The 18,209-nt window shown below is 58.2% G+C and carries 13 protein-coding genes and 1 rRNA gene; 6 read left to right on the top strand and 8 right to left on the bottom strand.

Going from position 1 to position 18,209, the window contains the following annotated elements; genetic code table 11:
• The first annotated feature begins 42 nt into the window (after window positions 1-42).
• The 3 genes from lysC to ACLH1U_RS22310 all read left to right on the top strand — a co-directional run bounded on the left by lysC (window position 43) and on the right by ACLH1U_RS22310 (window position 2,849).
• Window positions 43-1,392, top strand: coding sequence for a lysine-sensitive aspartokinase 3 (gene lysC / locus ACLH1U_RS22320; protein WP_032454552.1), 1,350 nt, complete (start codon window positions 43-45; stop codon window positions 1,390-1,392).
• 138 nt (window positions 1,393-1,530) lie between these two features.
• Window positions 1,531-2,460 carry a ketopantoate/pantoate/pantothenate transporter PanS gene (panS, locus tag ACLH1U_RS22315; RefSeq protein WP_023291615.1) on the top strand — a complete coding sequence of 310 codons (930 nt, stop codon included), beginning with the start codon at window positions 1,531-1,533 and terminating at the stop codon, window positions 2,458-2,460.
• A gap of 116 nt (window positions 2,461-2,576) precedes the next feature.
• A complete protein-coding gene (locus ACLH1U_RS22310; protein WP_004177859.1) occupies window positions 2,577-2,849 on the top strand; it encodes a DUF3811 domain-containing protein in 273 nt (90 codons plus the stop codon).
• On the opposite strand, the gene rluF is transcribed toward ACLH1U_RS22310, so the two are convergent.
• Window positions 2,846-3,721, bottom strand: coding sequence for a 23S rRNA pseudouridine(2604) synthase RluF (rluF, locus tag ACLH1U_RS22305; protein WP_044525123.1), 876 nt, complete (start codon window positions 3,719-3,721; stop codon window positions 2,846-2,848). The genes ACLH1U_RS22310 and rluF overlap by 4 nt on opposite strands.
• 198 nt (window positions 3,722-3,919) lie before the next feature.
• Here rluF and pepE point away from each other — a divergent pair, with 198 nt between their 5' ends.
• Window positions 3,920-4,609 (top strand): dipeptidase PepE, encoded by a 690-nt coding sequence (gene pepE, locus ACLH1U_RS22300; protein WP_032454551.1) that lies wholly within the window; start codon window positions 3,920-3,922, stop codon window positions 4,607-4,609.
• Window positions 4,610-4,721: 112 nt separating this feature from the next.
• On the opposite strand, the gene ACLH1U_RS22295 is transcribed toward pepE, so the two are convergent.
• Window positions 4,722-6,353: a Na/Pi cotransporter family protein gene (locus ACLH1U_RS22295; protein ID WP_023291612.1), complete on the bottom strand. Its 1,632-nt coding sequence runs from the start codon at window positions 6,351-6,353 to the stop codon at window positions 4,722-4,724.
• Between the two features lie 129 nt (window positions 6,354-6,482).
• Entirely contained in the window at window positions 6,483-10,166 is a 3,684-nt protein-coding gene (gene metH / locus ACLH1U_RS22290) for a methionine synthase (protein ID WP_101862364.1), read from the bottom strand.
• Between the two features lie 194 nt (window positions 10,167-10,360).
• On the opposite strand from metH, the gene iclR reads away from it, so the two are divergent.
• On the top strand, window positions 10,361-11,191 hold the full coding sequence (iclR, locus tag ACLH1U_RS22285) for a glyoxylate bypass operon transcriptional repressor IclR (protein WP_004206826.1): 831 nt from the start codon (window positions 10,361-10,363) through the stop codon (window positions 11,189-11,191).
• Between the two features lie 50 nt (window positions 11,192-11,241).
• On the opposite strand, the gene aceK is transcribed toward iclR, so the two are convergent.
• The 4 genes from aceK to metA form a co-directional block, all read right to left on the bottom strand.
• Window positions 11,242-13,026: a bifunctional isocitrate dehydrogenase kinase/phosphatase gene (gene aceK / locus ACLH1U_RS22280; RefSeq protein WP_023291610.1), complete on the bottom strand. Its 1,785-nt coding sequence runs from the start codon at window positions 13,024-13,026 to the stop codon at window positions 11,242-11,244.
• A 102-nt stretch (window positions 13,027-13,128) separates the two neighbouring features.
• The gene (gene aceA, locus ACLH1U_RS22275; RefSeq protein WP_004206828.1) at window positions 13,129-14,433 is read right to left on the bottom strand and encodes an isocitrate lyase; all 1,305 of its coding nucleotides are present in this window, start codon (window positions 14,431-14,433) and stop codon (window positions 13,129-13,131) included.
• Between the two features lie 80 nt (window positions 14,434-14,513).
• A complete protein-coding gene (gene aceB, locus ACLH1U_RS22270; RefSeq protein ID WP_101990232.1) occupies window positions 14,514-16,115 on the bottom strand; it encodes a malate synthase A in 1,602 nt (533 codons plus the stop codon).
• Window positions 16,116-16,375: 260 nt separating this feature from the next.
• Complete coding sequence (gene metA, locus ACLH1U_RS22265; protein ID WP_004146576.1) at window positions 16,376-17,305, bottom strand: homoserine O-acetyltransferase MetA; 930 nt, start codon at window positions 17,303-17,305, stop codon at window positions 16,376-16,378.
• A gap of 156 nt (window positions 17,306-17,461) precedes the next feature.
• Between metA and ACLH1U_RS22260 the strand changes: the two genes are divergently transcribed.
• The gene (locus ACLH1U_RS22260) at window positions 17,462-17,923 is read left to right on the top strand and encodes an acetyltransferase (RefSeq protein ID WP_032454547.1); all 462 of its coding nucleotides are present in this window, start codon (window positions 17,462-17,464) and stop codon (window positions 17,921-17,923) included.
• A gap of 194 nt (window positions 17,924-18,117) precedes the next feature.
• On the opposite strand, the gene rrf is transcribed toward ACLH1U_RS22260, so the two are convergent.
• Window positions 18,118-18,209: ribosomal RNA gene (rrf, locus tag ACLH1U_RS22255) — 5S ribosomal RNA — on the bottom strand; the annotation flags it as partial.

Below are 18,209 nucleotides of genomic sequence, written 5' to 3'. Positions count from 1 at the left end.
GGAATCGTTTTAATAAGTCAGGCCCCCTGACACGAGGTTGTTATGACAGATTTAGTCGTCGCCAAATTTGGCGGCACCAGCGTTGCTGATTTTGACGCGATGAACCGCAGCATTGATGTGGCGCTGCTCGATGCCAATACCCGTATTGTTGTGCTCTCCGCCTCTGCCGGCGTGACCAACATTCTGGTGGCCTTAGCGGAAGGGCTGGAACCCACCGAACGTTTTGCCCAGCTGGACGCTCTGCGCCAGATCCAGTTCAATATTCTGGAGCGTTTGCGCTATCCCAACGTGATCCGCGAAGAGATTGAGCGCCTGCTGGAAAATATCACCACGCTGGCGGAAGCCGCCGCGCTCGCCTCCTCTAGCGCGCTGACTGACGAACTGGTCAGCCATGGCGAACTGATGTCCACCCTGCTGTTTGTAGAGATTCTGCGTGAGCGCGGAATTCAGGCGCAGTGGTTTGACGCCCGTAAAGTGCTGCGCACTAATGATCGCTTTGGTCGCGCCGAACCGGATATCGCCGCCGTCGCCGAACTGACTCAGCAGCAGCTGACGCCGCGTCTGGCGGAAGGCCTGGTGGTGACGCAGGGCTTTATCGGCAGCGAAGCGAAAGGCCGCACCACCACCCTCGGCCGCGGCGGCAGCGACTATACCGCCGCTCTGCTCGGCGAAGCGCTGAATGCCACCCGCGTCGATATCTGGACCGATGTGCCCGGGATCTATACGACCGACCCACGCGTCGCGCCTGCGGCGAAACGCATCGACGTCATCGCCTTTGAAGAGGCGGCGGAAATGGCCACCTTTGGCGCCAAAGTGCTGCACCCGGCGACCCTGCTGCCTGCCGTGCGCAGCGATATCCCGGTATTTGTCGGCTCCAGTAAAGAACCTAAAGCGGGCGGTACGCTGGTGTGTAAAACCACCGAGAACCCGCCGCTGTTCCGCGCGCTGGCGCTGCGTCGCCGCCAGACGCTGCTGACGCTGCACAGCCTGAATATGCTGCACTCCCGCGGCTTCCTCGCTGAAGTGTTCGGTATTCTGGCGCGCCATAACATCTCCGTCGATTTGATCACCACCTCCGAAGTGAGCGTGGCCCTGACCATGGACACCACTGGCTCAACCTCTGCGGGCGATACCCTGCTGACCCAGGCGCTGCTGACCGAGCTCTCCTCGCTGTGCCGCGTGGAAGTGGAAGAAGACCTGGCGCTGGTTGCCCTGATCGGCAACGAGCTGTCGAAAGCCTGCGGCGTCGGCAAAGAGGTGTTTGGCGTCCTTGATCCGTTTAACATCCGCATGATCTGCTATGGCGCGTCCAGCCACAACCTCTGCTTCCTGGTGCCTGGCGCCGATGCGGAGAAGGTGGTGCAGACGTTGCATCATAATTTGTTTGAATAAAATTCCTTAGCACGATAAACAATACCTATAGCCGGGCTCGAACCCGGCTTTTTTATAACAACATCAACACAACCAGCTGACCTGCTCGCCGCTCTACCGGGACGGCGCGGCCGGTTTGCGTATCGCAAGGAACACAACATGCTCGCAACTCTGACGCGGCTGTTCCCGTTATGGGCACTGCTGCTCTCCGTTCTGGCCTATTACACCCCCACCACCTTCACCCCGATCGGCCCGTGGGTTACCACCCTGCTGATGCTGATTATGTTCGGTATGGGGGTACATCTGAAGCTGGCGGATTTCAAACGCGTCCTGTCGCGTCCGGCGCCGGTCGCCGCAGGGATATTTCTGCACTATCTGGTGATGCCGCTCGCCGCCTGGCTGCTGGCGCTGCTGTTTCATATGCCGCCGGAGCTCTCCGCCGGGATGGTGCTGGTGGGCAGCGTCGCCAGCGGGACGGCCTCCAACGTGATGATCTTTCTGGCCAAAGGGGATGTGGCCCTGTCGGTGACCATCTCCTCGGTCTCCACCCTGGTCGGCGTCATCGCGACGCCGCTGCTGACCCGTCTGTACGTCGACGCGCACATTCAGGTCGACGTCATGGGGATGTTGCTGAGCATTCTGCAGATTGTGGTCATTCCTATCGCCCTGGGGCTGATTGTCCATCATCTGCTGCCGAAGGTGGTGAAAGCGGTGGAGCCGTTCCTGCCCGCTTTCTCGATGGTGTGCATTTTGGCGATCATCAGCGCGGTGGTGGCGGGTTCCGCGGCCCATATCGCGTCCGTCGGCCTGGTGGTGATTATCGCAGTGATCCTGCATAACACCATTGGCCTGCTCGGCGGCTACTGGGGCGGACGTCTGTTTGGTTTTGATGAATCCACCTGCCGTACGCTGGCGATCGAGGTGGGGATGCAGAACTCCGGCCTGGCGGCCGCGCTGGGTAAAATTTACTTCGGCCCACTGGCGGCGCTGCCGGGAGCCCTGTTCTCCGTCTGGCATAACCTGTCCGGTTCGCTGCTGGCCGGGTACTGGTCAGGGAAGCCCATCGCCAAAAAAACCAGCAAGCGCTGAGCGTGACACGTCCGGGCGCCGGCCCGGACGTATGCCTGCTTTAGTTGCCATACAGGCTATCAGTAAAATATTCATTGCCGTACACTGGGTGCTCTGGTCTGACTGAGGGCACCACCATGGCACTCCCCCGTATTACACAAAAAGAGATGACCGAGCGCGAACAGCGCGAATTGAAAACGCTGCTTGACCGCGCGCGCATTGCGCACGGCCGCCCGCTGAGCAATGCGGAAACGAACAGCGTGAAAAAAGAATATATCGATAAGCTGATGGCCCAGCGTGAAGCGGAAGCGAAGAAAGCCCGCCAGGTGAAAAAACAGCAGGCTTATAAGACGGATAAGGAAGCGACCTTTTCCTGGTCGGCGAATACGCCGACCCGCGGCAGGCGTTAACGCCCTTTCTTTTTACGTCCCGGCTGGGTGAAACGTTTGCCGTTGCCAGTCGGGCGGCCCTTATCGTTGCTATTTTCCATCTTCACCACCGGGCGCTTGATGCCGGGGGTCGCCGCTTTGGCCTTCGGCTTAGCTTTCGGCTTCGCTTCGGAAGAAGAGTTTTCAATCAGCTTGAACAGATCGATCAGCTCGTCATCGGTCAGATCGCGCCACTCACCCAGCGGGATCCCCGTCAGGCTGACGTTCATAATCCGCGTACGCTCAAGCTTCGTCACTTCATAGCCAAAGTGCTCGCACATGCGACGGATCTGGCGATTCAGCCCCTGCACCAGAGTGATGCGGAAAACGAACGGCGCTTCTTTCTTTACCTTACATTTTTTGGTCACGGTCCCGAGAATCGGTACCCCCGCGCCCATGCCGCGAATGAACTCATCGGTCACCGGCTTATCGACCGTAACCAGATACTCTTTTTCATGGTCGTTGCCGGCGCGCAGGATCTTATTCACCAGGTCGCCGTGATTGGTGAGGAAGATCAGCCCCTGGGAGTCTTTATCCAGACGGCCGATAGGGAAGATACGCTTGCTGTGGTTGACGAAATCGACAATGTTGTCGCGCTCGCCGTCTTCCGTGGTGCTCACAATGCCGACCGGCTTATTCAGCGCAATCAGCACCAGATCATCCGCTTCGCGCGGCTCAATCAACCGTCCGTTAACTTTGACCAGGTCGCCAGGCTTCACCTGATCGCCAATCGTGGCGCGCTTGCCATTGATAAAGACGTTGCCTTGTTCAATAAAGCGGTCCGCTTCGCGACGCGAGCAGATGCCGCTTTCACTGATGTATTTGTTTAATCGGGTTGATGAGTCGGGCAGCATAGATTCTCCTGTAAAAGCGAAATATACCCTACCTTGCGGGCGAGAAAAAACCTGGATTGCGTTATTCATTATTCAACGGCTTCGTCGGGCTCATGAACAGCATTCCGCTTACCCACATCATGCGCCATATCAGCGCGCCGGTATCAGGGCGATGCTAGAATTTCTGCTTCAATAATAGGTTTAAAACAGGAAGAAAAGATGGAACTGCTGCTACTCAGTAACTCCACGCTGCCGGGGAAAGCCTGGCTGGAACACGCCCTGCCGCTGATTGCCGGTCAGGTCAAAGGCCGCCGGACGGCGGTATTCATCCCTTTCGCTGGCGTGACGCAAACCTGGGATGATTACACGGCCAAAGTGGCTGCGGTTATGGCGCCGATGGCGGTCAGCGTAACCGGTATCCACCGCGTCGCCGACCCTATCGCCGCCATTGAAAGCGCCGAGATGGTGATCGTCGGCGGCGGGAACACCTTCCAGCTGTTGAAAGAGTGCCGCAGCCGCGGGCTGCTGGCGCCGATTGTCGATGTCGTCAAACGCGGGGCGTTGTATATCGGCTGGAGCGCAGGTTCAAACCTCGCCTGCCCGACCATTCGCACCACCAACGATATGCCGATTGTCGATCCGCAGGGATTTGATGCGCTGGGGCTGTTCCCGCTCCAGATTAACCCACACTTCACCAACGCCTTGCCGACCGGGCATCAGGGCGAAACCCGCGAACAGCGTATCCGCGAACTGCTGGTCGTGGCGCCGGAATTAACGGTGATTGGTTTACCGGAAGGAAACTGGATCCAGGTCACCGATGGGCACGCGACCCTCGGCGGCCCGAACCCAACGCTGTTGTTCAAAGCGGGGGAAGCAGCGGTAACCCTGCCTGCAGGCCACCGCTTCTGAGCTGGTATGGCTAACGTTTCCCGGATAGCGGCGCGTTGCGCCTTATCCGGGCTGCCTCAACGGAACGTCCAAACGCATAACCCCGGTTAGCGCAGCGCCGCCGGGGAAGGTCTCAATAGTCATCCCGTTCGTCGTCTTCATCCGGCTGCTCCATCACGCTGTAAGCCACCGAGCAGAACAGGCTGTTCAGACGCTTCATATCCCCCAGCAGCGCCAGGTGCAACGTACTGGTTTCGATACTCTGCACGTTCTGCTGATGCAGACGGTCAACGTGCGCATGCGAGTAGCGGCGGTTAAGAATGCGGAACCGGTGTTTACTGCGCCGCAGGCGACGGGCGCTGGGCACATCGCTGGAGAAGAAGACCGACATCGCCAGCTGCAGGTTGCTGAGCAACAGATCGTACAGGGCGTCCAGCTCCTTTAACCCTTCCACCGAGAAGGCGCGCCGCGCCGCCAGCGATTTATCAGCGATCTCGCTGCCCATCCGCTCGACGATATCGGAGGCCTGCTCGAGGTTTAACGACATCTCAATAATTTCCGCCCAGCGCCGGGACTCCTCTTCCGCCAGCTCATCCTTTGGCATTCGCGCCAGATAGAGCTTAATGGCGGTGTAGAGTACGTTGATATCGTCCGCCATGCGGCGTAGCTCTTTCTCCTGACGCGGTTCGCCATGCATCACCTTATGCAGGCTCTCCAGCATTTGCTCCATCGCGTCACCAATGCGCAGCGTCTCGCGCGCGGCATTGGCCAGCGCCAGCGCCGGGGTGTCCAGCGCCGACGGGTCGAGATGCTTGGGTTTGAGATGGTTATCCAGCTCGGGTTCATCGCGGATCATGCGCTGGCACAGCTTCGCCATCGGTCCGGTAAAAGGCACCATCGCGATGCAGCGCAGCAGGTTGTAAAAAACATGGAAGTAGATAACCAGCTCGGACTCGGCCAACGGCAGCTTGTGCATCGCCGCGGCCAGCGGATGGACGAACGGCAGAATGATCAGGCTCCCCACCAGCTTAAACAACAGGCTGCCCAGCGCCACCCGGCGCGCCGCCGCGTTCGCCGCGCTGTTGTTGAGCATCGCCAACAGCCCCGACCCCAGGTTGGCGCCAATCACCAGGCACAGCGCCACCGGGAAAGAGATAGCTCCTGCCGCGGTCAGCGTCGCGGTCAGCAGCACCGCCGCCAGGCTGGAGTAGCTGATGATCGCGAATACGGCGCCAATCAAGGCATCCAGCATAATATCCCCGGTCAGCGAGGCAAAAATCACCTGCACGCCGTTGGCCTGGGTAATGGGGTGGACGGCCTGCACAATCAGCTCCAGGGCCAACAGGATCAGCCCAAGGCCAATCCCCACTCGCCCCAGCTGCCCGGCGCGGGTCTGCTTGCGGCCGAGGAAGAAAATCACCCCGATAAATATCAACAACGGCGACAGCCACGACAGGTCGAAGGTCAGCACCCTCGCCATCAGCGCCGTCCCGACGTCGGCTCCCAGCACCATCACCAGCGCCGGCGTGAGGCCCACTAAATCCTGGGCGACAAACGAGGTCACCAGCATGGTGGTGGCATTGCTGCTTTGCACCAGCGCAGTCACGCCAAGACCCGCGCAGAAGGCGAGCGGCTTTTTCTCTACGCTGCTACTGAGAACGGTACGCAGGCGAGCGCCATAGACGCGCATCACCCCGGTACGCACGATATGCGTGCCCCACACCAGCAGAGCGACCGCGGACAACAGGTGTAGCAGAGTTAACACGGAATCAGCTTCTCCTTATCGTTATAGGTGTTCCGACATTCTGGAACCTATCTCAGTATAAGGGGTTAACCTCAATAAAGAGACAAGGCGCTCACAGAGCGCCTTGTTTGTTGTAAGGAAAGATGACGACTAGTCCGCATCATAGCCCAGATTAGGGGCTAACCAGCGCTCGACTTCCGCCGGGGTCATCCCTTTACGCAGCGCGTAGTCTTCGACCTGGTCGCGCTGGATCTGCGCCACGGCGAAGTATTTGCTGTCAGGATGGCTGAAGTACCAGCCGGAAACCGATGCCCCCGGCCACATGGCGAACGATTCGGTGAGCTTCATGCCGGTATGGGCTTCGACGTCCAGCAGCTGCCAGATGGTGCCTTTTTCGGTGTGCTCCGGACAGGCCGGATACCCCGGCGCCGGACGGATCCCCTGGTAATTCTCGCGAATAAGCTCCTCATTGCTGAGGTTCTCATTGGCCGCATACCCCCAGTAGACCTTGCGCACTTTCTCGTGCAGATACTCGGCGAAGGCTTCCGCCAGACGATCGGCGATGGCCTTGATCATGATCTTGTTATAGTCATCATGCTGCGCTTCATAGGCTTCCGCCAGCGCGTCCTCTTCCAGGCCGCCGGTGACGGCGAAGGCGCCGATGTAGTCCGCTTTGCCGCTCAGCTTCGGCGCCACAAAGTCGGCGAGGCAGTAGTTGGCGAAGCCGACCTTCTCCGTCTGCTGGCGCAGGTGATGGCTCACCGTCAGCACGTGGGTGCGGGTTTCATCGCGATAGATTTCAATATCGTCGCCCACGCGGTTGGCCGGGAACAGGCCCACCACGCCGCGCGGGTTGAGGGTTTTCTCTGCGCTCAGCTTATCCAGCAGCTCGTTAGCGTCTTTGAACAGGCGCTGCGCCTCTTCCCCTACCACGTCATCTTCCAGAATGCGCGGATATTTGCCCGCCAGCGACCAGGTCATAAAGAACGGCGTCCAGTCGATGTAGTTGCGTAGCGTCTCGATACTGGCTTCCACCTCCTGAATCCCCAGGCGATGGGCCACCGGCGGAGTGTAGCTCTCCCAGTCAAAGGCCAGATCGTTTTCCCGTGCGGCGGCCAGGGTCACCGGCGGGGTGCGCGGTTTTTTACGCCCATGCTGGATACGCACGGTTTCATACTCTTTGCGCGTACGGGCGACAAACTCATCGCGCTGCGTGTCCGAGAGCAGCGCAGCCACCACCCCGACGGTGCGCGAAGCGTTCTGTACGTAAACGGTCGGGCCGCTGTAGTTCTGCTCGATTTTCACCGCCGTATGCGCTTTAGAGGTGGTCGCGCCGCCGATCAGCAGCGGGATGGTAAAGCCCTGGCGCTCCATCTCTTTCGCCACGTTAACCATTTCGTCGAGCGACGGGGTAATCAACCCGGAAAGGCCGATGAGATCCGCGTTCACCTCTTTGGCGGTTTTGAGAATTTTATCCGCCGGGACCATCACGCCAAGATCGATTATTTCGTAGTTATTGCACTGCAGCACCACGCCGACGATGTTTTTGCCGATGTCATGAACGTCGCCTTTTACCGTGGCAATCACCATTTTGCCGTTACTGGAGCCCTGCTCTTTACTGGCTTCAATAAACGGCTCCAGGTAGGCCACCGCCTGTTTCATGACGCGGGCGGATTTCACCACCTGCGGCAGGAACATTTTGCCTTCGCCGAACAGATCGCCGACCACGTTCATGCCGTCCATCAGCGGCCCTTCGATCACCTCAATCGGGCGAGCGGCCTGCTGACGCGCTTCTTCGGTGTCCTGTTCAATAAATTCGGTAATGCCCTTCACCAGCGAATATTCGAGGCGTTTTTTCACCTCCCAGCTGCGCCATTCCGCCTGCTGGGCATTGGCGCCGTCGTCAACTTTACTGCCGCGATATTTTTCCGCCAGCTCGAGCAATCTTTCGGTGCTGTCATCGCGGCGGTTGAGGATCACATCTTCAACCGCGTCACGCAACTCGGCGGGAAGGTCGTCGTAAATCGCCAGCTGGCCGGCGTTGACGATGCCCATATCCATGCCGTTACGGATCGCGTAGTAGAGGAATACCGCGTGGATCGCCTCACGTACCGGGTCATTGCCGCGGAAAGAGAAGGAGACGTTGGAGACGCCGCCGGAGATCAGCGCGTGCGGCAGCTCGCGTTTGATGTCTTCGCAGGCGCCGATAAAGTCCTGGGCATAGTTATTGTGTTCTTCGATACCGGTCGCCACCGCGAAGATATTCGGGTCAAAGATAATATCTTCTGGCGGGAAGCCGACCTCTTCGGTGAGGATTTTGTAGGCGCGACGGCAAATCTCAATTTTACGTTCGCGGGTATCGGCCTGGCCCACTTCGTCAAAGGCCATCACCACCACCGCGGCGCCGTAGCGGCGAACCAGTTTCGCATGGTGGATAAAGGGTTCGACGCCCTCTTTCATCGAGATGGAGTTAACGATGCCTTTTCCCTGAATGCATTTCAGGCCCTTTTCGATGACCTCCCATTTGGAGGAGTCGATCATGATCGGCACGCGGGCAATGTCCGGCTCGCCGGCAATCAGGTTGAGGAAGCGCGTCATCGCCGCTTCGGCGTCGAGCATCCCCTCGTCCATGTTGATATCGATGATCTGCGCGCCGCTTTCCACCTGCTGACGCGCCACGTCCAGCGCTTCGCTGTACTTCTCTTCTTTGATTAAGCGTTTAAATTTCGCCGAGCCGGTAACGTTGGTACGTTCGCCGACGTTAACGAACAGGCTGTCATCGCCGATATTCAGCGGCTCCAGGCCGGAAAGACGGCAGGCGACGGGGATCTCCGGCAGCTGGCGCGGCGGCAGGCCGGCCACCGCGCGGCTCATGGCGGCGATATGTTCCGGCGTGGTGCCGCAGCAGCCGCCGACGATATTGAGGAAACCGGCTTCCGCCCATTCGCGGATCTGCGCCGCCATGGTATCGGCATCCAGATCGTATTCGCCGAAGGCATTGGGCAGGCCAGCGTTCGGGTGCGCGGTAACGTAGCATTCAGCGATACGCGACAGCTCCTGGACGTACTGGCGCAGTTCGTCCGGCCCGAGGGCGCAGTTCAGACCAAACGATAAGGCTTCGGCGTGACGCAGCGAGTTATAGAAAGCTTCGGTGGTCTGCCCGGACAGCGTGCGGCCGGAGGCATCGGTAATGGTCCCGGAGATCATCAGCGGCAGGTCAACGCCCAGCGCCTCCAGCTCCTCTTTCACCGCATAGATGGCCGCTTTGGCGTTCAGGGTGTCAAATACCGTTTCAATCAGGATCAGATCCACGCCGCCTTCCACCAGCGCTCGGGTGGATTCGCGATAGGCAGCCACCAGCTGGTCAAAGGTAATATTGCGGAACGCCGGATCGTTCACATCAGGCGAAATAGAGGCGGTGCGGTTGGTTGGGCCAAGCACGCCCGCGACGTAGCGCGGTTTTTCCGGCGTGCGGGCCGTCCAGGCATCGGCGCTGGCGCGGGCCAGCTTCGCCGCCGCAAAGTTGATCTCTGCCGACAGGGATTCCATCTGGTAATCCGCCATCGCAATGGTCGTCGAGTTAAAGGTGTTGGTCTCAATGATATCCGCGCCGGCCTCGAAGTAGGCGTCGTGGATCTCGCGGATCACCTCGGGCTTGCTGAGCACCAGCAGGTCGTTGTTGCCTTTCAGGTCGCACGGCCAGTCAGCAAAGCGCTCACCGCGAAAGTCCTGCTCACTCAGACGGTAGCCCTGGATCATGGTGCCCATGCCCCCATCCAGAACCAGAATACGTTCTTTTAACTGCTGATGCAGTTGCTCAACTTTGCTGCTCACACTTGCTCCCGACAACGCTCAACACAGGCCAAATAGCCAACAAACCATACTGGCATAAACCACCGGAGCGGAAAAGACAACAACGGGCAATATGAGACATGTTCAGCTTCACTCCTCCGATGAGTCCGGTTGTGATTGCATTATCGCCAAATAAAACGAAAATCATTTCCACGATACAGAAAAAGGAGTCCGCGATGGCCACTACCCCCGTTCCCGCGAAACGCGGCAGAAAACCCGCGGCTGCCACCGCCCAGCAGGCTGGCGGTCAGGTTCAGTCGCTGACCCGCGGCCTGAAATTGCTCGAATGGATTGCCGAGTCCCACAGCAGCGTCGCGCTGACCGAGCTGGCGCAGCAGGCGGGTCTGCCCAACTCAACCACTCACCGCCTGCTGACCACCATGCAGCAGCTGGGTTTCGTTCGCCAGGTCGGCGAGCTGGGCCACTGGGCCGTCGGCGCGCATGCCTTCGTGGTCGGCAGCAGCTTTCTGCAAAGCCGCAATCTGCTGGCGATTGTCCACCCGATCCTGCGCCAGCTGATGGAAGATTCCGGTGAAACGGTGAATCTGGCGGTGCTTGACCAGAGCGACCACCAGGCGATCATTATCGACCAGGTGCAGTGCACCCAGCTGATGCGTATGTCGGCGCCAATCGGCGGAAAACTGCCGATGCACGCCTCCGGCGCCGGGAAGGCGTTCCTCTCGCAGCTGAGCGAAGAGCAGGTGACCAGTCTGCTGCACCGTAAAGGGCTGCATGCCTATACGCATGCCACGCTGGTCTCGCCGCTGCATCTGAAGGAAGATTTAGCGCAGACCCGCAAGCGGGGCTACTCGTTCGATGACGAGGAGCACGCGCTCGGCCTGCGCTGCGTCGCCGCCTGCATTTATGATGAACACCGCGAACCGTTCGCGGCAATCTCCATCTCCGGTCCCATCTCACGCATGACCGATGATCGGGTGACCGAGCTGGGCGCGCTGGTGATCAAAGCGGCGAAGGAAGTGACGCTGGCATACGGCGGGGTTAAATAAAAAAATGCCCCGCAGGGGCATTTTAAGTAAGCCTGATAAGCGTAGCGCCATCAGGCAGATCGGCGCACCTTGCCGGATGGCGGCGTAAACGCCTTATCCGGCCTACTGTCGGCGCCATAGCGCACGCTAAAACGCTGCTTACGCCGGTAAGCATAGACATCTTCCACATGACCGTTTTTAATCCGCGTCTGCAGTTCGCGCCAGTAGTCGGCGCGCAGCAGGTCGGCATGCATCTCCTCAAACAGCGGCCCAATGCGCGGGTCGGCGCACAGCCAGTGGCGGAACTCCTCCGGAAACACATCCCCCGGCGAGACGCTGTACCACGGCTCGCTGGCCAGCTCATCCTCGGGATAGCGCGGCGGCGGGATCTGGCGGAAATTCACCTCCGTCATATAGCAGATTTCATCATAGTCGTAGAACACCACCCGGCCGTGGCGGGTGACGCCGAAGTTTTTAAACAGCATATCGCCGGGAAAGATGTTGGCGGCGGCCAGCTGGCGGATAGCATTCCCATACTCTTCTACCGCATCGCGCAGCGCCTGGCCGTTAACCTGCTCCAGCCACAGGTTGAGCGGCACCATTCGCCGTTCAATATACAGATGACTGATGACAATCCGGTCGCCGAGGTCGGTCAGTTTGTTCCCCGCTTCCGCCTGCAGCAGCGCCAGCAGCGCTGGCGCGATTTGTCGTTTCTCCAGCACGAAATTTTCAAACTCCTGCGTGTCCGCCATCCGCCCGACGCGGTCATGCTCCTTTACCAGCTGATAGCAGGCGCGTACGTGGGCGGCGGTCATCTCCTTCTGCGGCGCGAAGCGATCTTTGATCACCTTGAACACCCGGTCAAACCCCGGCAGGGTAAACACCAGCATCACCATCCCGCGAATGCCCGGCGCCTCGATAAACTGCTCATCGCAGCGAGCGATGTAGTGCAGATATTCGCGATAGCTTTCGGTTTTGGCGTGCTTCTGGCAGCCAATCGCCATATACAGCTCGGCCGTGGTTTTACCCGGCAGGATCTCGCGCAGCCATTCCACCAGAGCGCCGGGCAGGGGCGCATAAACCATAAAATAGGAACGCGCGAAGCCAAAAACGATGCTCGCTTCGGCATGGGTGGTCAGGCAGGTATCGACAAACAGCTCGCCCTCGTCGCTGCGATGGATCGGCAGCAAGAAGGGCAGCGTGGTCATCGGCATCACCAGTTTGCCCACCAGCCAGGCGGCTTTGTTGCGATAGAACAGCTCATTGGCGACCTGTAGATGACAGGTGGCGAGCGGTTCCTCCCCCAGCGCCTCCTGCAGACTGGCAATGATATAGCCGATATCCCGCGCTTTATTTTGCCACGGCAGCCGCAGCGGCAGATCGGACAGCACTTTACCCAGCAGGTGCGACCAGCCGCGCTCTGGATAGAAATCTTTCGCCAGCGGGCGCGGAAGGGTGCGAAAAGGACGCTCGGGCTGCGAGCTGAAAATAAAGAGCCGCTCGGGGGTCAGCGAGCGGTGGTCAAACAGGCGGCAGTAGACCGAATTGAAAAAGCTCTCGGCAATTTCAAAACGAGGGTAATCCGGCAGCAAACGGGTGTAGTGGGCTTTCACCCGCAGCAAAAAGTCGGCATCCGTGCTTTTTCCCTCCGTGATGCAGCGCAGCTGCTCCACCACCAGACCCACATGGTGGTCATAGAGGTGGATCCGCTGTTTCATCGCCTGCTGCACCGCATGCCAGTCGGCCTGTTCAAAGCGCTGCTGCGCGCCGGAAGTCACTTCGAGAAAACGCCCATACTGAGCGTCAAATCCCTGCAATATCGTTTGGGCAATCAGTAATTCCAGACCACGCGTCATCGAACTCCCCCATCCGGTACCACGTCAGGCCGGATGGCGCGCTCGCTTATCCGGTCTGGATCCCTTCACAGGCCCGGTGAGCGTCGTGCCACCGGGCATGGCTCAAAACTGATCTTCTTCGGTCGAGCCGGTCAGCGCCGTCACCGACGAGGCGCCGCCCTGGATAATGGTAGTGACCTTGTCGAAGTAGCCGGTGCCCACCTCCTGCTGATGCGAGACGAAGGTATAGCCTTCCGGCCCGGCGGCGAATTCCGGCTGCTGCACTTTTTCAACATAGTGGCGCATCCCCTCACCCTGAGCGTAGGCATGGGCGAGGTCGAACATGTTGAACCACATGCTGTGGATCCCGGCGAGGGTAATAAACTGGTATTTGTACCCCATGTCCGACAGCTGCTGCTGGAAGCTGGCGATGGTTTTATCATCGAGATTTTTCTTCCAGTTAAACGACGGCGAGCAGTTATAGGCCAGCAATTTGCCCGGGAAACGCGCATGAATGGCTTCGGCAAAGCGACGCGCCTGCTCGAGATCCGGTTTCGACGTTTCACACCACACCAGGTCCGCATACGGCGCGTAAGCCAGCCCGCGGCTGATCGCCTGCTCGATCCCGGCATGGGTGCGGAAGAACCCTTCGCTGGTGCGATCTCCGGTAATAAACTCACGATCGTACGGATCGCAGTCTGAGGTAATTAAATCGGCAGCGTCAGCATCGGTACGGGCGATCACCAGCGTCGGGACCCCCATCACGTCGGCCGCCAGACGCGCCGCCACCAGTTTCTGTATCGCCTCCTGGGTTGGAACCAGCACTTTACCGCCCATATGACCGCACTTCTTCACCGACGCCAGCTGATCTTCGAAGTGAACAGCCGCTGCACCGGCTTCAATCATCGATTTCATCAGCTCAAAGGCGTTCAGGACGCCGCCGAAACCGGCCTCCGCATCCGCCACGATCGGCAGGAAGTAGTCGATAAAGCGCGGATCGTTCGGCTCAATCCCGGCTGACCACTGGATCTGATCGGCGCGGCGGAAGGTATTGTTGATCCGATCCACCACCGCCGGTACCGAGTTGGCCGGGTACAGCGACTGATCCGGGTACATGCTGGACGCCAGGTTAGCATCCGCCGCCACCTGCCAGCCGGAGAGATAAATGGCTTCGATGCCGGCCTTCGCCTGCTGCAAGGCCTGGCCGCCGGTCAGCGCGCCAAGGCTGTTGATGTACCCTTTCTTCGCCTCACCGTGCAGCAGACGCCACATTTTCGCTGCGCCAAGCTGCGCCAGCGTGCATTCCGGGTTCACCGAGCCGCGTAATTTCACCACCTCTTCCGCGCTGTACGGGCGGGTAATCCCTTCCCAGCGCGGGTTCGTCCACTCTTTGTTTAATTCTTCGATTTGTTGGGTACGGGTTTTCATGTGCAGATGCTCCATATTATTTCCTGGCTCCCCAGGCGTCATTGGTGAAGGACTAAATGGCGAACAACACCATCTGGCGATTAGGCCAGCAGGCGGTAGCCCGGTAATGTCAGAAAATCAATCAGTTCGTCGGAGGTGGTGATCTGCTCCATCAGCCGCGCCGCATCGTCAAAGCGGCCATGGCTGAAGCGGTGCTCCCCCAGCTCCTCCTGAATCACCATCAGCTCTTCCGCCAGCCACTGGCGGAACAGCGCTTTCGTGACCGGCGTGCCGTCGTTCAGGGTTTTCTGATGATGGATCCACTGCCAGATAGAGGTGCGCGAGATCTCGGCCGTCGCGGCGTCTTCCATCAGGCCATAAATCGGTACACAGCCGTTGCCGGAGATCCAGGCTTCGATGTACTGCACCGCCACGCGGATGTTGGCGCGCATCCCGGCTTCCGTGCGCTCGCCCTCGCAGGGGGCCAGCAGCTGTTCGGCGGTAATTGGCGCGTCCTCGCTACGGGTCACCGAGAGCTGATTCGGCTTGTCGCCGAGCACGCGGTTAAACACCGCCATGGCGGTATCCGCCAGCCCAGGATGGGCGATCCAGGTGCCATCGTGACCGTTGTTCGCCTCCAGCTCTTTGTCGGCGGTGACTTTATTCAGCACCTGACGGTTACGCTCGGCCTCTTTACTCGGGATAAAGGCCGCCATTCCACCCATCGCAAACGCCCCGCGTTTGTGGCAGGTCCTAATCAACAGCCGTGAGTAGGCGCTGAGGAAGGGTTTATCCATCGTCACCACCTGGCGGTCCGGCAGTACGCGGTCAGGATGGTTTTTCAGCGTCTTGATATAGCTGAAGATATAGTCCCAGCGGCCGCAGTTCAGGCCGACAATATGGTCGCGCAGCGCATGCAGGATCTCATCCATCTGGAACACCGCCGGCAGTGTTTCAATCAGCAGCGTGGCCTTGATGGTGCCGCGCGGCAGGTCAAAGCGATCTTCAGTAAAGCTGAAGACATCGTTCCACCATGCCGCCTCCTGCCAGGCCTGGGTTTTTGGCAGATAGAAGTAGGGACCACTTCCTTTCGCCAGCAGCGCCTGGTAGTTATGAAAGAAATAGAGCGCAAAATCGAAAAGACTGCCGGGAATGGCCTCATTACGCCAGGTCACATGCTTTTCCGGCAGGTGCAGGCCGCGCACACGGCATACCAGCACAGCGGGATTGGGCTGCAGTTGGTAGATTTTGCCAGCCTCATTGGTGTAGCTGATGGTCCCGTTCACGGCATCACGTAGGTTGATTTGGCCATCAATGACTTTACGCCAGTCCGGCGCCAGCGAATCCTCAAAGTCCGCCATAAAGACTTTTACGTTAGCATTCAGCGCGTTAATGACCATCTTGCGCTCGACGGGGCCGGTAATTTCAACGCGGCGATCCTGCAAATCCGCCGGGATACCGCGAATGGTCCAGTCGCCATTTCTAATGGAAGCAGTTTCCGAAATAAAATCCGGCAGTTGCCCATCGTCAATGGCCTGCTGCTGCTGCAGACGCGCGGCCAGCAGTTTATTGCGCGCCGGCGTAAAGCGGCTCACCAGTTCCGTCAGGAATTCTACCGCCTCAGGCGTCAAGATCTGCTTCTCCTGCTCGCCATAGGGCTGACTAAAGGCCAGTTCATCGGTGATTGTCGCCTGCTGCGTCATTGTGCTGCTCCTCTTGGTTGATCCGCTGGAAGCGAGCGAAAGATCGTTGTGCAGTTTTCGCTCAGCACAATTAAGACTACTCAATTAATTTTCAAAATCAAAAACAATTTCCATTTTAATTTTAAAATGAGATTAACATATTGATAACAATGAAATTAAAGTTATCATCAGCCATGAGGTGAATTTCGGAAATAAAAAAGGCACCCGAAGGTGCCAGAGGCAAAGTGCTGAAACGCTTTAGGATCGTTTCGTGCGGAGTATTACTCCAGCGTTGGATTCATATGACGCAGATCGTATGGTGTAATCTGGTAGACGTAATAGTTCAGCCAGTTAGCGAACAGCAGATTACCGTGGCTCCGCCAGGTGGCGCGCGGTTTGTTCTGCGGGTCGTTTTGCGGAAAATAGTTGTGGGGAATCTCAGGGTTCAAACCGGCTTCCACATCGCGGAAATATTCACTTGCCAGGGTATTGGCATCGTACTCGGGGTGGCCGGTGACAAAGGCTATACGCTTATCTTTACTGGCGAACAGATACGCATCGCCCTCTTCCGTCTCTGCGAGGATCTCGAGATCGGTATAGTCCCGGATAAGCCCTGCCGGAAAGTCAGCATAGCGTGAGTGTGGGGCCAGGAAAGAGTCGTCGAAACCGCGGGTCAGTAAAGCGTGTGGATGAAGAATATGGTGTTCATAAACGCCAGAAATCTTTTCGGCGCGGGTCTGCTTGGGAATGCCGTACAGAATATTCAGCGCGGCCTGAACCGCCCAACAGACGAACAGCGTCGAAGTGACGTGATCCTTGGCCCACTCCAGTACCTGTTTGATCTGCGGCCAGTAAGCGACATCATTAAATTCAACCAGGCCTAAGGGAGCGCCGGTGACGATCAGGCCGTCGAAGTTCTGATCGCAGATCTCATCGAAATTGCAGTAAAAGTTATTCAGATGCTCCGCCGGCGTATTACGTGACTCACGCGCATCGATACGTAATAACTGGATGTCCACCTGCAGCGGAGAGTTCGACAGCAGACGCAGGAACTGATTCTCCGTCTCGATTTTCTTCGGCATCAGGTTAAGGATTAACACCTTCAGGGGGCGGATTTCCTGAGTTGTTGCACGCGTTGTCGTCATCACAAAGACGTTTTCATTGCGCAAGAAATTGACGGCTGGTAGCTCGTCCTGCACCCGAATTGGCATAACTCTATTACCTCATAGCATACGTATAAACGTTTAGACATCCAGATAGCTGAAGATAACCAGGAATCGGGTGAATGTCGAGTCTGCATGTTCACGGTGAGAAAATTTCACGGCGCGCATTGAGTTAGAATATAAGAATGAAGAAAAGGAGAAAATATGGTTATTAGCATCCGCCGTTCCCGGCCTGATGAAGGGGATAAACTGATTGCGATCTGGTGTCGGTCAGTCGACGCCACGCACGATTTTCTGTCAAAAGCGTATCGGAGAGAGCTGGAGGAGCTGGTACGTGCCTTTATACCGGAGGCTCCGCTGTGGGTGGCGGTTAACACGGAGGACCAGCCGATCGCCTTTATGCTGCTGACCGGAGATCATATGGATGCGCTGTTCGTCGATCCGGATGTCCGCGGCTGCGGTGTGGGGAGATTGCTGATCGCGCATGCGCTGTCGTTAACGCCAACACTGACGACCAACGTAAATGAGCAGAATGAACAAGCGGTCGGGTTTTATCGGAGAATGGGTTTCAAAGTGACAGGTCGCTCTGAAACGGACGATCTGGGTCAACCGTATCCGTTATTGAATTTGATACATGAGCAGCAGGCTGAAGCAGACTACGATTGACGTCGGTAACTTTGCGGCATTGATGTCCCCTCGGCCAGCAGGTGGCCGAGGATCCGTAGCCCCGGTAAGCGCAGCGCCACCGAGGGAGATATACCCCACACAGCAAAAAACCCCGCACCTTTCGGGACGGGGTTCTTTTTAAACGCAAAAACAAAAAGCTCAGTCTTTCGACTGAGCTTTCTGCTTTATTTGATGCCTGGCAGTTCCCTACTCTCACATGGGGAGACCCCACACTACCATCGGCGCTACGGCGTTTCACTTCTGAGTTCGGCATGGGGTCAGGTGG

Origin of the sequence: Klebsiella sp. 1SOBk5mer (genome assembly GCF_046603115.1) — a bacterium.
Lineage (GTDB): Bacteria > Pseudomonadota > Gammaproteobacteria > Enterobacterales > Enterobacteriaceae > Klebsiella > Klebsiella quasipneumoniae.
The sequence above is the reverse complement of the archived record's forward strand: the minus strand, read 5'-3'. Positions and strand labels throughout refer to the sequence as shown.